The sequence below is a fragment of the Modicisalibacter xianhensis genome (assembly GCF_900113605.1).
GTDB lineage: Bacteria > Pseudomonadota > Gammaproteobacteria > Pseudomonadales > Halomonadaceae > Modicisalibacter > Modicisalibacter xianhensis.
On the sequence record NZ_FOPY01000013.1, the window covers coordinates 1 to 18,471 of the forward strand.

The 18,471-nt window shown below is 62.4% G+C and carries 17 protein-coding genes; 14 read left to right on the forward strand and 3 right to left on the reverse strand.

From position 1 onward, the window contains the following. The coding region (locus tag BM194_RS15020) for a transposase (RefSeq protein WP_143097600.1) at positions 1–263 on the reverse strand (263 nt) is incomplete at its 3' end. Between the two features lie 97 nt (positions 264–360). Here BM194_RS15020 and pgaA point away from each other — a divergent pair. From pgaA to BM194_RS15045, 5 genes are all read left to right on the forward strand, one after another. Next, on the forward strand, positions 361–1,584 hold the full coding sequence (gene pgaA, locus BM194_RS15025; protein ID WP_244890982.1) for a poly-beta-1,6 N-acetyl-D-glucosamine export porin PgaA: 1,224 nt from the start codon (positions 361–363) through the stop codon (positions 1,582–1,584). After that, positions 1,581–3,560: a poly-beta-1,6-N-acetyl-D-glucosamine N-deacetylase PgaB gene (gene pgaB / locus BM194_RS15030; protein WP_092848367.1), complete on the forward strand. Its 1,980-nt coding sequence runs from the start codon at positions 1,581–1,583 to the stop codon at positions 3,558–3,560. Before pgaA ends, pgaB begins: the two co-directional genes overlap by 4 nt. After that, entirely contained in the window at positions 3,560–4,807 is a 1,248-nt protein-coding gene (gene pgaC, locus BM194_RS15035; protein ID WP_092848369.1) for a poly-beta-1,6-N-acetyl-D-glucosamine synthase, read from the forward strand. Before pgaB ends, pgaC begins: the two co-directional genes overlap by 1 nt. Next, a complete protein-coding gene (locus BM194_RS15040; protein ID WP_143097601.1) occupies positions 4,800–5,093 on the forward strand; it encodes a hypothetical protein in 294 nt (97 codons plus the stop codon). The genes pgaC and BM194_RS15040 overlap by 8 nt, the downstream gene beginning before the upstream one ends. Positions 5,094–5,396: 303 nt before the next feature. Beyond that, positions 5,397–6,074 (forward strand): PRC-barrel domain-containing protein, encoded by a 678-nt coding sequence (locus tag BM194_RS15045; RefSeq protein ID WP_092848373.1) that lies wholly within the window; start codon positions 5,397–5,399, stop codon positions 6,072–6,074. 79 nt (positions 6,075–6,153) lie between these two features. Here BM194_RS15045 and BM194_RS15050 read toward each other — a convergent pair whose 3' ends face one another. Together BM194_RS15050 and rpmE are read right to left on the reverse strand one after the other, a co-directional pair. Beyond that, on the reverse strand, positions 6,154–7,425 hold the full coding sequence (locus tag BM194_RS15050; protein WP_092848375.1) for a malic enzyme-like NAD(P)-binding protein: 1,272 nt from the start codon (positions 7,423–7,425) through the stop codon (positions 6,154–6,156). Between the two features lie 236 nt (positions 7,426–7,661). Beyond that, positions 7,662–7,877, reverse strand: coding sequence for a 50S ribosomal protein L31 (gene rpmE, locus BM194_RS15055; protein WP_092848378.1), 216 nt, complete (start codon positions 7,875–7,877; stop codon positions 7,662–7,664). 162 nt (positions 7,878–8,039) lie between these two features. Here rpmE and BM194_RS15060 point away from each other — a divergent pair, with 162 nt between their 5' ends. The 9 genes from BM194_RS15060 to ubiB all read left to right on the forward strand — a co-directional run bounded on the left by BM194_RS15060 (position 8,040) and on the right by ubiB (position 18,417). Next, complete coding sequence (locus BM194_RS15060; protein ID WP_092848380.1) at positions 8,040–10,286, forward strand: primosomal protein N'; 2,247 nt, start codon at positions 8,040–8,042, stop codon at positions 10,284–10,286. A gap of 159 nt (positions 10,287–10,445) precedes the next feature. Continuing rightward, positions 10,446–12,131, forward strand: a complete 1,686-nt coding sequence (gene argS / locus BM194_RS15065; protein WP_092848384.1) for an arginine--tRNA ligase — start codon at positions 10,446–10,448, stop codon at positions 12,129–12,131. Between the two features lie 3 nt (positions 12,132–12,134). Continuing rightward, entirely contained in the window at positions 12,135–12,818 is a 684-nt protein-coding gene (locus BM194_RS15070; RefSeq protein WP_092848388.1) for an SPOR domain-containing protein, read from the forward strand. Between the two features lie 135 nt (positions 12,819–12,953). Further along, on the forward strand, positions 12,954–13,472 hold the full coding sequence (gene hslV / locus BM194_RS15075) for an ATP-dependent protease subunit HslV (protein WP_092848391.1): 519 nt from the start codon (positions 12,954–12,956) through the stop codon (positions 13,470–13,472). Between the two features lie 17 nt (positions 13,473–13,489). After that, positions 13,490–14,818 (forward strand): ATP-dependent protease ATPase subunit HslU, encoded by a 1,329-nt coding sequence (gene hslU / locus BM194_RS15080; protein WP_092848394.1) that lies wholly within the window; start codon positions 13,490–13,492, stop codon positions 14,816–14,818. A gap of 65 nt (positions 14,819–14,883) precedes the next feature. Further along, a complete protein-coding gene (locus BM194_RS15085) occupies positions 14,884–15,267 on the forward strand; it encodes a gamma-butyrobetaine hydroxylase family protein (RefSeq protein ID WP_092848396.1) in 384 nt (127 codons plus the stop codon). A gap of 132 nt (positions 15,268–15,399) precedes the next feature. Beyond that, positions 15,400–16,146: a bifunctional demethylmenaquinone methyltransferase/2-methoxy-6-polyprenyl-1,4-benzoquinol methylase UbiE gene (gene ubiE / locus BM194_RS15090; RefSeq protein WP_092848399.1), complete on the forward strand. Its 747-nt coding sequence runs from the start codon at positions 15,400–15,402 to the stop codon at positions 16,144–16,146. Between the two features lie 7 nt (positions 16,147–16,153). Then, positions 16,154–16,798: a ubiquinone biosynthesis accessory factor UbiJ gene (locus BM194_RS15095; protein WP_092848402.1), complete on the forward strand. Its 645-nt coding sequence runs from the start codon at positions 16,154–16,156 to the stop codon at positions 16,796–16,798. Continuing rightward, a complete protein-coding gene (ubiB, locus tag BM194_RS15100) occupies positions 16,795–18,417 on the forward strand; it encodes a ubiquinone biosynthesis regulatory protein kinase UbiB (protein ID WP_092848405.1) in 1,623 nt (540 codons plus the stop codon). Before BM194_RS15095 ends, ubiB begins: the two co-directional genes overlap by 4 nt. Positions 18,418–18,471 lie beyond the last annotated feature (54 nt).

Genomic DNA, 18,471 nt, shown 5'->3' on the forward strand with positions numbered 1-18,471 from the left:
TTTTTTAATATTGCTTTTTCCCGCTCCAGACGATGGACCTGGGCTTCCAGTTCCTGTATCCGCTGCTGCTCCGGCGTCAGTGCCTTGGACTTGGGCGTGACACCATCACGCTCCTCCGCGAGCTGCCTTACCCATCGTCGCAGCGCGCTTTCCACAACGCCGAGCGAACGGCTGGCTTCGGTGATGGAATATCCCTCATCCAGTACCAGACAAGCAGCCTCCTGCTTGAACTCCGGCGTGAAAGATCGTCGTTTTCTGGTCATCAGACACCTCGCTAGGGGTGGCAAGCGTACCACCTACATAGGTGTCCAGTTTTATTGAACCACTACACAGCGCATCAACAATCCCAACTATGAGCGTGTGCATCATCTGGATGTCATGCTCTCGGCATGGCGCGGTGATGAAGATGTCGCCTCACAGCGCCTCGATGACCTGATCGAACGCGCCCCGGCCAATGCCTCGCTATGGCGTGTCAAGGGCGATCTCAGCCGCTGGCGCGGCTGGCCGCGCCAGGCCGAGGAGGATTATCGGCGAGCTGCCCAGCTTTCGGCACCGGACGCACGAAACGTCCCCGCCTACGGGATTCTCATGTCGCGGCTCGATCGAGGCGACTGGCGTGGCACCGTCGCGGCCATTGAGCAGCATGTCGAAGAGGATCCCCCCAGTGTCTCGCTGGATAGCCTGACCCGGCAATTGCGGGAACAGCGAGCGGGCCGGCTGACCGTCAAGGGGACCCGAGGGGACAGCACAGGATCCGGCGTACAGAGTTCACGCGATTGGCGCTACGAAGCCCTGCTGGAGGCGCCGCGCAATGATGCAGGTTCCCGGTTCTTTGCCCAACGCATCGGCCTGTTCGGCGAGTTCGATGACGATGCGCTGCATGCCGCCTACACCGCCGCTGGTTACGAATTCAACCTGTATCCCGCCACCTTGAAGGTCGCGATCGGGGAAGGCGCCCAGCTCAATGACGACCCATTGATCTGGGGAGAATTCGCTTACGCCTTCTCGGATCGCTGGACGGGCATCGTCAGTGCCAAGATCAATAGCGACGAGACGCCCCTGCGCGCCTTGCGCGACGGCATCAATGCCAATCTCTATCGGTTCGAAGGCCGCTACCGGCGCGATGAATCCGGCATGGGCGGCGCCGGGCTGGCCCTCATGGACCTGGATGATGGCAATCTTCGCCGTGCCATTTCGGGCTACTGGACCGAAGAGCTCTACGACCACGACGAATGGGCCATCACCGGCCAACTGTTCGCCGGGGCCTCGAAGAATGACGACGTCGAGGCCAGCTATTTCAATCCCCGTCGAGACGCCAGTGTCAGTGGCGAGCTCGAAGTCGGCTATACGCTGCCACTGGGCTACCGCAAGACCTTCATCCAGACCCTGTCGGTGGGCGGCGGCAGTTACTGGCAGGAAGACTATGGCAGCGATGCAACCTGGTCCATTGGCTACCGGCATGGTTGGGAGTTCGAACCCAACGTCATCTTCGAATATGGCATCAACCGTCAGAAATCCGTCTACGACGGTGTTCCCGAGTACGGCAACTTCATCTCTGCCGGTGTTGAATGGAGGTTCCTGTGAGCAAATGGTTAACGGTGCTGCTGGCCTTGTCCCTGGCCATGCCGGCTATTGCGGCTGCGAGTGTGGCGCGCGATACGGGACGAGACCCGGGGCGTGATCCCGGCGAGTTCAGCGTAATCAGTTATCACGACGTGGTCGATCTCGACCAGACCCCGAACGAGAAGGTCTATCCACAGACCATCACCCGCAACCTGCTGGTCCAGCATTTCAACCTGTTCGCCGAACTCGGCTATCACCCGGTCAGTTATCAGCAGATCATCGATGCGCGAGAAGGCAAACAGCCATTGCCCGAGAAGGCGATACTGCTGACCTTCGACGACGGATATCGCAGCTTCTACGACATCGTCTATCCGCTGCTCAAGCTCTATGACTATCCTGCCGTCACCGCCGTGGTCGGTAGTTGGCTGGATGTGCCTGCCGGACAGCAGGTGCCGTACGGCGATACCTCCTTGCCCCGAGACCATTTCATGACCTGGGAGCAACTGCGCGAAATGCAGCAATCGCCCCTGGTCGAAGTCGCCTCGCATACCTACGACCTGCACAAGGGCATCATCGGCAACCCCTTCGGCAATCAGCAGCCGGCCGCCACCACGAGTGCCTGGTCGCCTTCCGGCTACGAGAGTGAAAGCGCCTATGTGGATCGCGTACGCAACGACATGCAGATGACGCGCCAGCGCTTCCAGGAGGAACTGGGCAATGGGCCACGCATCATGATCTGGCCCTACGGTGCCTACAGCAATGCCACCCTGAAGCTCGCCGCCGAAGCGGGCATGCCGCACACCTTCAGCCTGCTCGAGCATGTCAACAACGTGAACGAAAGCCCGAGAGAGATGGGGCGCTACCTGATCGACCAGGAAACCTCCATGGAAACCATCGAGGAAATCGTTTCCGACCGTACCTGGGAGCGCAAGGTCGAGCGTATCGTGCATGTCGACCTCGATTACGTCTACGACGAGGACGAGGCCCAGCAAGGACGGAACCTGGATATGCTGCTTGATCGCGTCAAGAAACAGGGCGCCAGCACCGTCTATCTACAGGCCTACGCCGATGCCGATGGCGATGGCGTTGCCGAAGCCCTTTATTTTCCCAACCGTCACATGCCGATGAAGGCCGACCTGTTCAACCGGGTCGCCTGGCAGCTCAAGAAGCGTGCCGGGGTCAAGGTCTATGCCTGGATGCCGGTCATGGCGTTCGACCTCGGCGAGGGCCACACATACGTTCAGGACATGCGTCATGGCCGCCCCAACCCGAGCTACTATCGTCGTCTGTCACCCTATGACGAGGCGAATCGCCAGATCATTCGCGACATCTACGAGGATCTCGGGCGCCTGACCAAGTTCGACAGCCTGCTGTTTCACGACGATGGGCTTCTGAACGATTTCGAGGATGCCAGCCCGCAAGCGCTTCAATGGTATGCCCGTGAGTGGGGGCTGCCTGCCAGCGTGAGCCAGATCCGTCAGGACGAGCGGTCCATGAGCGAGTGGACCCGTCACAAGACGCAGTTTCTGATCGACTTTACCTATGAACTGCGTGACGTTGCCGATCATTATCGCCAGTACGACAACAAGCGCTTCCTGATTGCCCGCAATATTTATGCCCCGGTAATCCTCGATCCCCAAAGCGAGACATGGTTCGCTCAGGATCTCGAAAAGTTCGGCAAGGCCTATGATTACACCGCTGTCATGGCCATGCCCTACATGGAAGGCGCCAATGATGCGAATCTCTGGCTGAAACGTCTTGCCAACGAGGCATTGCGGCATGTTCCCGCTGAGCGTCTCGTCTTCGAGCTTCAAGCGATCGACTGGCGTAATGACTCGCCGGTGCCCAGCGAGACACTGGCGCACTGGATGCAGTTGATACGCAACGAAGGCATCTATAACTACGGCTATTATCCCGATGACTTCATTACAGGTCATCCCGATATCGGTGTGCTTCGGCGCCACTTCTCGCTGACGGCTCACTTGGGGGACGCGTGATGAATGCAATGGAAATACTGGCGTTGTTTGCCATCGGTTACCCCAGCCTGATGGCGACCGTATGGATCTGTGGCGGTATCTATTATTACTTCCATTGGGAGCGAAAACAGACAACACGGCCGACCTCGGCCAATGATCCCAATGCCCCGCGGGTGACGGTGCTGGTGCCGTGCCATAACGAAGGCCCGAACATCGACGAGACCATTGGGCATCTGTTCCGGCAGAACTATCTCAATCTCGAGATCATTGCCATCAATGATGGAAGCCGTGACGACACGGGTGAACGCCTCGATGCACTAGCCCGCGAGAACCCGACGCTGAAGGTCCTGCATCAGGTCAATCAGGGCAAGGCCAGCGCCATGAACAATGGCCTGGCGCATGCCAGCGGCGAGATCATTGTCGGTATCGATGGCGATGCGGTGCTCGATTACGACGCCGTAGGCTGGATGGTCGAACACTTCCTGCGCAGCTCACGTGTCGGCAGCGTTACCGGCAACCCACGAGTCCGTACCCGCTCCACGGCGATCGGCAAGATTCAGACCGGCGAGTTCTCATCGATCATCGGACTGATCAAGCGCGCCCAACGCATCTACGGCATGGTCTTTACCATCTCGGGGGTCATCTGTGCCTTTCGCCGCAGCGCGCTCGAGCAGATCAATGGCTGGAGCACGGACATGATCACCGAGGACATCGATGTCAGCTGGAAACTTCAGCTTTCCGGATGGCAGGTCCGTTACGAGCCTCATGCCATGTGTTGGGTATTGATGCCGGAAACCCTGCGGGGCCTGTTCCGTCAGCGTCTTCGCTGGGCACAAGGCGGCGCCGAAGCTTTCCTGCGCCATTTCAGCAAGGCCATTCACTGGCGCAACCGTCGCTTCTGGCCGCTACTCGCCGAATATATCGTCAGCATCGTCTGGTGCTACTCGATAATCACCTTAATGTTGCTGGGCGTAATCGACCTGATCTTGACGGTCCCGAGCTGGGAAGCGGCCGAGGATGTCCTGGGCTGGTCGGGAGGCCTGCTTATTTTCCTTTGCCTGATCCAGTTCAGTGTCAGCTTCTATATCGACAGCCGATACGACCGGACCATTGTCAACTGCCTGTTCTGGAGCATCTGGTATCCCTACTTTTACTGGATATTGAACATGATGACCGCTGTCATCGCGTTCCCCAAAGCCGTGGTACGTCGCCGCGGTCAGCTCGCCATCTGGAGTAGTCCCGATAGAGGAGAAGCCTTTCGTGAATAACAAGCTTGGCTCAATGATCATCAGCAATCCCAAACGCCGAGGATTGGGGTATCGCTTTCGTGATACCTCGTTGGTACTGGCCACCCTCAGCCTGTGGGGCCTGTTCGGCTCACAGACCTACCTGACGGTGACGAGTGCCGAATTCCTGATGGAACAGATCTACCTTATGGAGGTGCTCAAGGTTACGGCCATCGATTTCCTTGTCGTTTTCATGGTGTTTCACACTTGGGTAATCTATGAACGGCTGTTGTTTCGTTTCAAGGTAAAAGTTGAAACCACATTATAAATACTGACCCAGTAACGCCACGCGCCGATTTATCACTGTAACTTCCCTCACTGGCCTGATAAAAAAACAGGCTTCATGGGCCGGTTCGTACCAACGAACCGGCCACGTTATTTGCGTGCATTATTTAAAGCCACCTGAATTTCTCTTTAGCCGATTAATTAGTAGTAGTGGCATAACGTTCAGCCCTTTCAATAAACCAGCAGGCCTTACAATTTGACGAGCCCTGCCCTAGCTTCTACGTTGCAAACAGCAATCTCATCGCATCGATCCCTTTCAACACGGAAGTCAGGAGAAAGGCTCGCCATGAAACAGTTACATCGCTTGATCCCGCTCTGTGCCGCTGCCCTGCCTTTGACGGCGATGGCAGCCCCCGAAAACCTGAGCGACTGGCAGAACCAGCGCAGCGATCCTTCAACGGCTTGGACAATCACGCAACTGCTCGGCGATGACGTGATTGCCGGCGAGAATACCGAGGTCGGTGAAGTCGCCGATGTGATACTCGACGCCCAGGGCAACATCCAGTCGCTGCTGGTCTACTCCAATGGCAATGCGGTAGAGCGCGGCTTCTATACCACCGAGTGGCCCGTCAAACTGTTCGAGCCGAAAGATGTGCTGCTCTCTATCGATCAGCAGCCATCAGAATTCGGTAATCAGCAGTCCACGCTCTCCCCACAGGAGCTTTTCGGCCAGAATCAGTTCAGCGCCAGTGCGATGCTGGGTATGGGCGTACAGGTCGAAGACTCGGCCTATGCGGAAATCGAGGATCTGGTCGTGAACGATCAGGGGCAGGTGACGAGTGCGATCATAGACCCCGATGGCATGGAAACCGATAACTACTGGATTCCGACCGAGATGGGTTGGGTCAATCCAGACTGGATTCTAGTGCTGCCGTATTCACAGAGCGATATCGAGCAATCCGGCTCGTATCAGGGCAATATCGGTAATAGTGGCGGTAACAGCGGCAGCAGCGGCTCGTCCTGAACACCCCCACAACCTGTAACGACACAAAAACGGCAGCTGATAACAGCTGCCGTTTTCGTGTCAGTGCTTACGCCAGGGCTCAACCGCCGTAGACGTCTTCCACACGGGTCAGCGGGTAATGCGACGGGTACGGACGACGTGCCACGCCGGTATCGACGGCGGCCTGGGCCACGGCGGATGAGACGCGATCCAGCAAGCGCGCATCCATCGGCGTGGGGATGATGTAGCCACGACCGAACTCCAGTGCGTCGACCTCATAGGCATCGAGGACGTCCTGCGGCACCGGCTCCCGGGCCAGGTCCTTCAGCGCGTGCACGGCAGCAACTTTCATTTCCTCGTTGATGCGGGTGGCACGAACGTCCAGCGCACCGCGAAAGATGAACGGGAAACCAAGCACGTTATTGACCTGGTTGGGGTAGTCGGAACGACCGGTCGCCATGATCACGTCGGGGCGCGTTTCGTTGGCCACGTCCGGATGAATCTCGGGATCCGGATTGGAGCAGGCGAAGACCACCGGGTTGTCGGCCATCTTCTTGAGCTGCTCGGGACTCAGCAGGTTGGGACCGGACAGGCCGATGAACACGTCGGCGCCTTCGATGGCTTCGTCCAGGGTGCGCAGATCGGTCTCGGTGGCGAACATCGCCTTGTACTGGTTGAGATCGTCGCGCCCGCTGTGGATGACGCCCTTGCGGTCGAGCATGTAGATGTTCTCGGCCTTGGCGCCGCAGGCGACCAGCAGCTTCATGCAGGCAATGGCGGCAGAGCCGGCGCCCAGGCAGACGATGCGGGCGTCCTCGAGCTTCTTCTCGGCGATATCCAGCGCGTTGAGCATGCCTGCCGCCGTGACGATGGCGGTGCCGTGCTGGTCGTCATGGAAAACCGGAATGTTGCACTGTTCGACCAGGGCGCGCTCGATCTCGAAACACTCCGGTGCCTTGATGTCTTCGAGGTTGATGCCACCCCAGGTATCGGCAATGCGCGCCACGGTATCGATGAACGCTTGCGGGCTTTCGGCATTGACTTCGATATCGATGGAGTTGATACCGGCGAAACGCTTGAACAGAAGGCCCTTGCCCTCCATGACCGGCTTGCTGGCCAATGCGCCCAGGTTACCCAGGCCAAGAATGGCGCTGCCATCGGAAATGACCGCGACCAGGTTGCCCTTGCCGGTGTAGAGGTAAGCGTTTTCCGGGTCCTTGGCGATTTCGCGAACCGGCTCGGCCACCCCGGGGCTGTAGGCCAGGGCCAAGTGTTTGGCGGACGATGTCGGCTTGGTGATTTCAACGGACAATTTGCCGGGAATCGGCTGGGAATGATAATCCAGCGCCGCTTGCTTCTTCGCGTCTGTCATGCGTCTAATCCGGTATGATCGTTGAGATGTCCAGCAAGAATATAGAAAAAAGCACAGCCGAACAACTTGAGCCAAGTTCCTGTCTTTGCTGACTTTTAGCCGCTCGTTTGAAAACGTTTCCAGATATTCGTTGCAACTTATGCCTACCATTTCCAGCATAAGCACCAGCTTATTGCCGGCAGATTTCGGGCAATAAAAAACCCGCCACTTGGGCGGGTTCTTGGCGTCAAGCGAGATTAGCCACGCTTGATAGCGGCACCGAAACGCTTGTTGAAACGCTCGACACGGCCGCCGGTGGTCGCCTGCTTCTGCTTGCCGGTGTAAAACGGGTGGCAGTTGGAGCAAACGTCCAGTGACATGTCTTCGCCAGCGGTGCTGCCGATGTTGTGAACAGCGCCACAGGAACAGGTCGCCGTGACCTTCTTGTATTCCGGATGGATACCTTGTTTCATCTTGATGCCTCATGAAGCTGTGTGCCGCCACCTGATCCTGAAAGCGATGATGAGGCCAGGCACCGCACACGGGTTGAGTGAACCGGTGTCCTCCCACGGCGCGAACGTGCAGCGTCGTTCAGGAAGGCCGGGCATTATAGCAGAGCCGCCACGGGAGTCCAATTGCCTTCATCGCCTGCCACACCGCCCGCACCCAAGGTGCTGGGCGTTGCCGTCCCCACCCCACTGCGCAAGCTGTTCGACTACCGCCCCTGCCAACCGGGTCCCTCTGCCGGCTGGCAGCCGGGCATGCGCGTGCGGGTGCCGTTCGGGCGCCGCGAGGTGGTGGGCATCATCGTCGAGTGCCGTGACACCAGCGATTTCGGCCTTGCCTCGCTGAAGCCGGTCAGTGCCTGCCTGGATAGCCAGCCGTTGCCGGCGGACTGGCTGTGGCTGTGCCGCTTCACGGCGCGTTATTACCAGCACGCCCTTGGCGACGCCCTCCATCAAGCGCTGCCGGTGCTGCTGCGCCAGGGCCGGCCACTGGAGGCCCGTACCCGGGAACGCTGGCAACTGACCGCCACCGGCCAGGCTGCGGATGCCGCCAGTCTCGGCCGGGCCCGGCGTCAGGCCGAACTGCTCGAACTATTGCGCCAGCATCCACGCGGCGTGGTGGGCTCGGTGATCAGTGCCCAAGGCTTTACCCGCGCCCAGCTCAGGGCATTGGCCGAAAAAGGCCTGGCCGAGTGCCGCGAGGAGCCGTTGACCGCGGCGCCATCCACTCCCGGCAGCGCCCTGCTCGCCGAGCCGGCACTGACGCTGAACCGCGAACAGGCCACGGCGCTGAGCGAACTGCATCAGGGGCTCGATCGCTACCATCCCTGCCTGTTGCAGGGGGTAACCGGCAGTGGCAAGACCGAGGTCTACCTGCAACTGATCGAAGCCATCGTCGCCCAGGGACGCCAGGCACTGGTGCTGGTACCCGAGATCGGTCTGACACCGCAGACCCTGGCGCGCTTTCGCCGACGCTTCCGGGTGCCGGTGGTGGCGCTGCACTCGGGGCTGACCGATGCCGAGCGGCTGGATGCCTGGGAAGCCGCCCGTGCCGGCCGATCACCTATCGTCATCGGCACGCGCTCGGCGATCTTCACGCCACTGGCCCGGCCCGGGGCGATCATCGTCGACGAGGAGCACGACGGCTCGTACAAGCAGCAGGATGGCCTGCGCTATCACGCCCGCGACCTGGCCATCGCCCGCGCCCACAAGCACCGCATTCCCATTGTGCTGGGCAGCGCCACGCCATCGCTGGAAAGCCTGGTCCAGGCGCGCGCCGGCAATTACCGTCACCTGCGCCTGACGCGGCGCGCCAGTTCACACGCCCCGGCCCGCCTGGAGCTGATCGATCTACGCGGTCGCTCACGCCAGGGCGGGCTGATCCCGCCAGCGATCGATGCCATCAAAGGGGCGCTAGGCGCCGGTGGCCAGGTACTGGTCTTCATCAACCGGCGCGGTTTCGCGCCCACCCTCGCTTGCCACAACTGTGGCTGGCTGGCGGAGTGCGACTGGTGCGATTCCCGCCTGACCCTGCACCGCCAGCCGCCGCAGCTAACCTGTCACCACTGCGAGCGCCAGCGCAGCATTCCCGATGCCTGCCCCGACTGCGGCAGCGCCGACCTGCGCCCGCTGGGCACCGGTACCGAGCGCAGCGAGGAGAGCCTTGGCGAGCTGTTTCCCGATGTCTGCGTGCACCGCATCGACCGCGACAGTACCCGGCGCAAGGACGCCTTCGAAACCACGCTGAACGAGATACGCCGTGGTGAGCCCTGCCTGCTGGTCGGCACCCAGATGCTCGCCAAGGGACACCACCTGCCTCACGTTACGCTGGTAGTGGTGGTCAATGCCGATGCCGGACTGTATGCCAGCGATTTTCGTGCCCTGGAGCACAGTGCCCAGCTATTGATTCAGGTTGCCGGCCGAGCCGGTCGCGCTGAACGCCCCGGCCGGGTGCTGGTTCAGACCCTGCACCCCGACGACCCGCACCTGCGCCTGCTCGCCGAGAGCGGCTATGACGCCTTGGCCGAAAACCTGCTCGAAGAGCGGCGCATCGCCGGCCTGCCACCCTACCGCCACATGGCCCTGCTGCGTCTGGAAAGCCCGCGCGAAGCTGACGGCCTGACATTGGCCGGCGAAGCGGCCGGCGCCTTGCGCCAGTGGCTGCAGGCCCGCGAACTGGCGGTGGACTGCCTGGGACCGGTGCCGGCGCCCATGGAGCGTCGCCAGGGGCGCTATCACGTGCAGGTGATGCTGTCGGCGGCCAGGCGCAGTTCGCTGCACGAGGCCAGCGCCTGGCTGACCGCCTGGATGGAACAGTCGCCACTGGCGCGGCGCGCACGCTGGAATCTCGATATCGATCCCCAGACGTTGAGTTGACGCGACATCGACAGAGGTTTAAAGCCGAGCCGCAATTGCCGATAATGTGCGGCCATGCTCGAAAGATGAGCGACGTATTGACGCCGCTGCACCGCCGCGAGAGCCTCGACTGCCACTCGCTCGCGCGCCGCCAGGGCCACAGGACAAGCACGCATATCCATGAAAGACACCATCTCCGCACTGCTCGATGAGGCGCTGGCCTCGCTCAAGCAGCAAGGCCTCGTGCCCGACGACGTTTCTCCCGCCTTCAAGGTCGATCCGACCAAGGACAAGGCCCACGGCGACTACGCCAGCAACCTGGCACTGATGCTCGCCAAGCCTGCCGGCAAGAAGCCCCGCGATGTGGCCGAGGCGCTGATCGAGGCCCTGCCGTCCACCGATGCTGTGCGCAAGGTGGAAATTGCTGGCCCCGGCTTTCTCAATTTCTTCGCCGCCACCGATGCCGTGGCGCAGATCGTGCCGACCATTCTCGACAACGGCGATACCTTCGGCCGCAGCCTGAAAGGCGCTGGCGAGAAGGTGCAAGTGGAATTCGTCTCCGCCAATCCCACCGGGCCGCTGCACGTCGGCCATGGCCGTGGCGCGGCGATCGGCGACTGCCTGTGCCGCCTGCTCGAGGCCACCGGTTATGACGTGACCCGCGAGTTTTACTACAACGATGCCGGCGCCCAGATCAGCAACCTGGCGCTGTCGGTCCAGGCCCGCGCCAAGGGACTGACGCCCGAGGACCCGAGCTGGCCCGCCGACGGTTACCGTGGCGACTACATCGCCGATGTCGCCGACAGCTACATGACCGGCAACACCGTGGATGCCGACGACCAGCACGTCACCGGCGCCGCCGATCCCGAGGACCTCGAGGCCATTCGGCGGTTTGCCGTGGCCTACCTGCGCCGCGAACAGGATCTCGACCTCAAGGCGTTCGGCGTCGAGTTCGATGTCTACTTCCTGGAGTCCTCGCTGTACCGCGACGGCAAGGTCGAGGAGGCCGTGCAGCGCCTGATCGACAACGGCCACACCTACGAGCAGGACGGCGCCCTGTGGTTGCGCACCACCGACTTCGGCGACGACAAGGACCGGGTGATGCGCAAGACCGACGGCGGCTATACCTATTTCCTGCCCGACGTCGCCTATCACCTCGACAAGTGGCAGCGCGGCTTCAAGCAGGTCATCAACGAGCAGGGTGCCGATCACCACTCCACGGTGACTCGCGTACGTGCCGGCCTGCAGGCCCTCGAGGCCGAGATCCCCCAGGGCTGGCCGGATTACGTGCTGCACCAGATGGTGCTGGTGACCCGTTCCGGCGTGGAAGTGAAGCTCTCCAAGCGTGCCGGCAGCTACGTGACCCTGCGCGACCTGATCGACGAGGTCGGCCGCGACGCCACCCGCTATTTCCTGGCGGCCCGGCGCGCCGACTCGCAGTTGACCTTCGATATCGACCTGGCGCGTTCGCAGTCCAACGACAACCCGGTCTATTACGTGCAGTATGCCCACGCCCGCCTGTGCAGCGTGATGCGCAAGGCCGAGGCCGACGGCCTGCCCTTCGACCGCGAGCTCGGCTTCGCCAACCTGGCCAGCCTCGAGGCCGACCAGGAAAAGGCACTGATGAACCGTCTGGCGCGCTTTCCCGAGGTGGTCGAGCACGCCGCACTCAGTCGTGAACCGCAACAGATCGCCCAATACCTGCAGGACCTCGCCGCGGATTTCCACACCTGCTACAACGCGGTCAAGGTGATGGTCGAGGACGCTGCCCTGCGCAATGCGCGTCTGGCCCTGGGCCTGGCCACCCGCCAGGTGATTCGCAATGGCCTGGACCTGCTGGGCGTCAGCGCACCCGAGGAGATGTAAGCCATGGCCCGCCGCAGCGCCTCGCAAGGTTCCGCTCGTCGCGCCCCGCCCAAGGGCGCCACGGCCCGTCGCGCCCCACGCCAGAAGGAGCGCCGCAGCGTACCGGGCTGGCTGTGGGGGCTGGCCGGCCTGATGGCCGGCTTTGCACTGTCGCAGTACCTGCAGGAAACGGCACCGCCGCTGGCCACCGTGGTGCCCAAGCCGCCCAGCGCGCAGCAGGCGGCGGAATCGAGCGGAGGCAAGCCACAGCAGGCATCGGCCCCCCAAGAGCCGCGCATGCCCACCTTCGAGTTCTATACGCTGCTGCCGGAATCCGAGGTCATCGCGCCCAAGGTGGAAGACGTGCAGAGTACACCGGCCACCACGGCGGTCGCCGATGTCGTCGAGGCCAGCGCCCCGGCCAGCACGGCGACCAAGAAGCCGGCCGCGCCGGCGCCCTCCGAAAGCCAGGCGAGCTACATGCTGCAGGCCGCCTCGTTCAAGGAGGCGGCCGATGCCAAGCGGCTCGCCGGACGCCTGCAGGATTTCGGCCTGCTGGCCAAGATCACCGAGGTCAAGGCCCAGGGCAACCAGACCTGGCACCGGGTTCAGGTCGGCCCCTATCAGGATACGCGCGAACTCAACCGCGCCCAGGACCTGATGATGACCCAGGGCATCGAGCCCCTGCGCATCAAGTTGCAGAACTAAGCACACGCTGCACGCTTGATTTCCGGGCGTTGCGCCCACACTTCCTGTCAATGATTTCGGATCGGGCACGTGCCGCGACGGTACGCGCCCCCATTCATCGGGTGGGCCCCGCCTGCCCCCAGGGAGTTTATTCACATGACGACGATCGTATCCGTGCGTCGCGGTGAACAGGTCGCACTCGCCGGTGACGGCCAGGTATCACTGGGTGATACGGTAATGAAAGGCAATGCCAGCAAGGTCCGCCGCCTGTATCGCGGTCATGTCCTGGCCGGTTTCGCTGGCGGTACTGCCGATGCCTTCACCCTGTTCGAGCGTTTCGAATCCCAGCTGGAAAAATACCAGGGTCATCTGGTCAAGGCCGCCGTCGAGCTGGCCAAGGACTGGCGTACCGATCGCGCCCTGCGTCGCCTCGAGGCCATGCTGGCTGTCGCCGACAAGAACGCCTCGCTGATCATCACTGGTAACGGCGACGTGCTCGAACCGGAGCGCGGCATCATCGCCATCGGGTCCGGTGGCAATTACGCCAAGTCGGCCGCACTGGCCCTGCTCGAGAATACCGACCTGGGCGCTCGCGACATCACCGAGAAATCGTTGAACATCGCCGCCGATATCTGCGTCTACACCAATCATCACATCACGCTCGAAGAGCTGTGAGCAAAGAGTCCGGAGCCATGTCCCAATCCCAGATGACGCCCCGTGAAATCGTCCATGCGCTGGACCAGTACATCATCGGCCAGCACGATGCCAAGCGCGCCGTCGCCATTGCCCTGCGCAACCGCTGGCGCCGCATGCAGCTCGACGAGACCATGCGCCAGGAAGTCACGCCCAAGAACATCCTGATGATTGGCCCGACCGGGGTGGGCAAGACCGAGATCGCACGTCGCCTGGCCAAGCTGGCCCGCGCGCCGTTCATCAAGATCGAGGCCACCAAGTTCACCGAGGTCGGCTACGTTGGCCGTGACGTCGAGTCGATCGTTCGCGACCTGGTCGAGATGGCGATCAAGATGGTTCGCGAGCAGGCCAAGGAAGAGGTGCGTCACCGTGCCGACGATGCCGCCGAGGACCGCATTCTCGACGCGCTGCTGCCCCGCCCGCGTGGCAGCGAGTACGACCATGCCCGCGATGATTCCTCGACCCGCCAGATGTTCCGCAAGAAACTGCGCGAAGGGCAGCTCGACGACAAGGAAATCGATATCGAGGTGACCCCGCAGGCCGCCGGCATCGATATCATGACCCCGCCGGGCATGGAGGAGATGACCAGCCAGTTGCAGAGCCTGTTCTCCAACATGGGCAAGCAGAAGACCGAGACCAAGCGCGTGGCGGTCAAGGATGCCTGGCAGTTGCTGCGTGACGAGGAAGCCGCCAAGCTGGTCAACGACGAGGAGATCAAGCGGCGTGCCGTCGAGGCCGTGGAGCAGAACGGCATCGTGTTCCTCGACGAGATCGACAAGGTCGCCAAGCGTGGCGAGACCAGCGGCACCGATGTCTCCCGCGAAGGCGTGCAGCGCGACCTGCTGCCGCTGATCGAAGGCTCGACCGTGTCGACCAAGCACGGCATGATCAAGACTGATCACATCCTGTTTATCGCCTCCGGGGCTTTCCACCTTTCCAAGCCGTCCGACCTGATTCCCGAGTTGCAGGGCCGCCTGCCGATCCGTGTCGAGCTCGAGGCACTGTCGCCGGACGATTTCAAGCGCATCCTCACCGAGCCGTCCGCCGCGCTGACCAAGCAGTACCAGGCGGTGATGGCTACCGAGGGCCTGGAAATCCAGTTCACCGACGATGGCATCGCACGCATCGCCGAGATCGCCTGGCAGGTCAACGAAGGTACCGAGAACATCGGCGCCCGCCGCCTGCATACGGTCATGGAGCGCCTGCTCGAGGAAGCCTCATTCCAAGGCGGCGATATGCAGGGGCCGCTGGTCGTCGATGCCGAGTACGTCAACTCGCAGCTCGGCGAACTGGCGATGGACGAGGACCTTTCGCGGTATATCCTTTAAGCCATGCTCGATGCGTACCGGGCCACCGGTGCGCATCGCCCCATGTGCGCAGCCAGGAGACAGTCATGAGCGCCCCGATTCCCACCCGTGTGCACTACCACAAGCAGGCCCGCGAACTCGAGCTGGGTTACGCCAACGGTGAGACCTACCGGCTGAGTGCCGAGTATCTGCGTGTCTATTCGCCCTCGGCCGAGGTGCGAGGCCACGGGCCCGACACCGAAGTGCTGCAGACCGGGCAGAAATACGTCGGCCTGCAGAACATCAGCCAGACCGGTCGCTACGCGCTCAAGCTGCATTTCGACGACGGCCACGATACGGGCCTGTACAGTTGGGAGTACCTTTACGACCTGGCGACGCACCACGATGCCTACTGGGAACATTACCTGCAGCGCCTGGAACAGGCCGGCGCCTCGCGCGAGCCGCTGGGCATTCCCGTCAAGCAGGTGTAGCGGCGGTATTCACACGGGTGCGTCAAAACCGCTGACGCCGCCGAGACGAAAAAGACAAACGCTACTGGGCGACGCTACAATGTCGCCCAGTTCTTTTATCCCGCCCGGGCCCGACAAGGATCGACGACCAACATGGAAAAGCGTACGACTCACTTCGGCTATCAGGAGGTACCGGTCGAAGAGAAGGCCGCCAGAGTGGCTGATGTCTTTCACTCGGTGGCGGCCCGCTATGACATCATGAACGACCTGATGTCGCTGGGCATTCATCGCCTCTGGAAACGCCTGACCCTGGAACGTGCGGGGGTGCGACGCGGCCATAGCGTGCTCGACATCGCCGGCGGCACCGGTGACCTCACGCTGAAGTTCTCGCGCCTGGTCGGCCCGACCGGTCGCGTGGTCCTGGCCGACATCAACCAGTCGATGCTTCAGGTCGGCCGCGACAAGCTGCTCGACAACGGGGTGGGCGACAATGTCGAGTACGTCCAGGCCAATGCCGAACGCCTGCCGTTCCCCGACAACACCTTCGATTGCATCACCATTGCCTTCGGCCTGCGCAACGTGACCGACAAGGACGCTGCGCTGGCATCGATGGCACGCGTACTCAAGCCGGGCGGCCGCCTGTTGGTGCTGGAATTCTCCAAGCCCGTCAATCCGGTCCTGTCGACGGTCTACGACAACTACTCCTTCAATGTGCTGCCACGCATGGGCAAGCTGGTGGCCAACGATGCCGACAGCTACCGCTATCTGGCAGAATCGATCCGCATGCACCCCGACCAGGAAACGCTCAAGGCAATGATGGAAAATGCCGGGCTGGAACGGGTGGAGTACACCAACCTGACGGGGGGCATCGTCGCCCTGCATCGCGGCATCAAGCTGTGAGGATTTCATGTCGTTGACACCGACACTGTTGTTGGCCTGTGCCGAAAAATGTCTCAACGCCATGCTCTTGCGCGACCCGGCTGCCCCGACTCGCCTGCGCCGGCTGGCCGGCAAGCGGCTGCTGCTGCGCCTGGAGCGGCCGCGAGTGGATCTGCTGGTCGCGTTCCACGAGCATGGCCTAGGTCTGATGCGCCACCCGCATGCCGAGGAAGGTGACGCCAACGCCATCGTCGAGGTCGACAGCGAGGCATTGGGTAACTTGCTGGCCGGGGAGTCGCTCGAGCACCTGATGTTCAATGGCCGCCTGTCCATTCGTGGTCAGACGCACCTGCTCGAGGACGCCCGCGCCCTGCTCATGGATCTCGACCTCGACTGGGAGGGCGCGCTGGCCGAATGGTTCGGCGACATGCCTGCCCATAGCCTGGCAGAGGGCCTGCGCCGCTTCAGCCGCTTCGGCATGCGCAGCCAGCGCGAGCTGCGGGCCGATCTCGCCGAGTACATCTTCGAGGAGGCACGCCTGCTGCCGGGCCATGCCCAGCGCGAAACCCTGCGCGATCACCTGACCGAACTCGAGGTTGCCACCGACCGGCTCGAGGCGCGCCTGACCCGCCTGCAGCGCAAGCTAGCTCCTCGCCAGGAGGCCAGCGAGTGAGCCTGCGTCTGCTGCGCATTCTGTGGGTGGTGACCCGCTATCGGCTGGATACCCTGATCCCGTTCGAGCGCTTGCCTGCCCTGTTGCGCCTGGCGTTCCGGCTGTCGCCGCTGCGCCTACTCCCCACCCGGGGCCATTCGCGCGGCCAGCGACTGCGCCTGGCCCTGGAGTCACTGGGGCCGGTGTTCATCAAGTTCGGCCAGATGCTGTCGACACGCCGAGACCTGCTACCCCCGGATATCGCCGACGAGCTCAAGCGCCTTCAGGATCAGGTACCGCCGTTTCCCGGCGATCAGGCACGCGCCTTGATCGAGGACGAACTCGAACGCACCATCGACGAGTGCTTCGCCGAGTTCGACACCGCGCCGATGGCCTCGGCCTCCATCGCCCAGGTGCACGCCGCACGCCTGCATACTGGCGAGGCGGTGGTGGTCAAGGTCATTCGCCCGCGCATCGAGCATGTCATGCGCCAGGACATCAGCCTGATGTACGCTTTCGCTCACCTGCTCAAGCGCGTGCCCGAGGCACGCCGCCTGCGTCCGGTGGAGGTGGTAGCAGACTATGAAGCGACGCTGTTCGATGAGCTTGACCTGCGCAAGGAGGCTGCCAACACCTCGCAGCTCAAGCGTAACTTCAAGCACTCGCCCCTGCTTTACGTTCCCGCGATACACTGGCCGCTGACCCGCCAGCGGGTTATGGTCCAGGAGCGTATCTGCGGCGTCCCGGTGGCCGACATGGAGCAACTCGCCGAGCAAGGCACCGACCTGCGCAAGCTGGCCGAGCGCGGCGTGGAAATTTTCTTCACCCAGGTATTCCGCGACAATTTCTTCCATGCCGACATGCACCCGGGCAACATCTTCGTGTCGCGCGAGAATCCCGACGACCCGCAGTACATCGCCATCGACTGTGGCATCGTCGGCAGCCTGACCCGCGAGGATCAGGATTACCTGGCACGCAATCTTCTGGCCTTCTTCCATCAGGACTATTACGAAGTCGCGCTGCTGCACATCGAGTCGGGTTGGGTCGGCGAAGGCACTCGGGCCAACGAGTTCGCCGCGGCAATCCGCGCCGTCTGCGAGCCGATCCTCGAGCGCCCGCTCAAGGAGATTTCCTTTGGCCAGGTACTGCTCGGACTGTTCCAGACCGCGCGGCGCTTTCATATGGAAGTCCAGCCGCAGTTGGTGCTGCTGCAGAAGACCCTGCTCAACATCGAGGGCCTGGGTCGCCAGCTTTATCCCGACCTGGACCTGTGGACCACCGCCCGCCCTTACCTCGAACGTTGGATGAAGGATCGCGCCGGCCCGCGTGGCTTCTGGGCTTCGCTGCAGAAGCAGGCCCCCGAACTCAGCCAGCAGTTGCCCGAGCTACCGGCCCTGGCGCACCAGGCCCTGTCCCGCGCGGATAGCGACCTGCGCCAGCGCCGCCAGCAGGCCGAGGCAATGACCCGGCTCGACCAGCAACTGGCCAGGGCGGGGCGCAGTGGCCGTCGCCTGCGTCTCGGGCTGCTGATCCTGGCCCTGGCGCTGGCATGGCAGCCTCTGGCGGCGTGGGCCCAGGAGCAGCCCTGGCCGGTGCTGGCCGCCGCGGCCCTGGGCCTTGTTCTGCTCGCGTGGCGTTAGGCTGAAACTAACCTATTGACGTCACTTGCTTTCTTCTACACTGACTCAGGATTG